A 259-nucleotide genomic window follows, 5' to 3' on the forward strand; every position below is an offset into this window, starting at 1 on the left:
TTTGTTCCCTACAACGGCAATGTTTTCATTTGTTTGTTTTGTGGTATAAGATTGTACGTTGTTCTTCTTAGATTTAAAGCGCGGTGCGCTGTTTTGTTTTTTGAAAAAGCGTGTATAAGCATCCGCAAGGTTGCGAACAGACGACTGAATCGCAATACTATCCACTTCTTTTAGCCAAACAAGCTCTTTCTTCATGGCAGGTAGTTTGGCAGAGCATGTACCATAGGTCAAGCCTTTTCCTGTCTCTTTGTATGCTTGA

Annotated in this window: 1 pseudogene; it reads right to left on the bottom strand. The window is 40.5% G+C overall.

The window, feature by feature from the left end:
• Positions 1-259, bottom strand: a pseudogene (locus MR168_RS33190) (IS200/IS605 family element RNA-guided endonuclease TnpB); the annotation flags it as partial.

This window comes from Bacillus cereus group sp. BfR-BA-01356, from assembly GCF_022663635.1.
Lineage (GTDB): Bacteria > Bacillota > Bacilli > Bacillales > Bacillaceae_G > Bacillus_A > Bacillus_A cereus.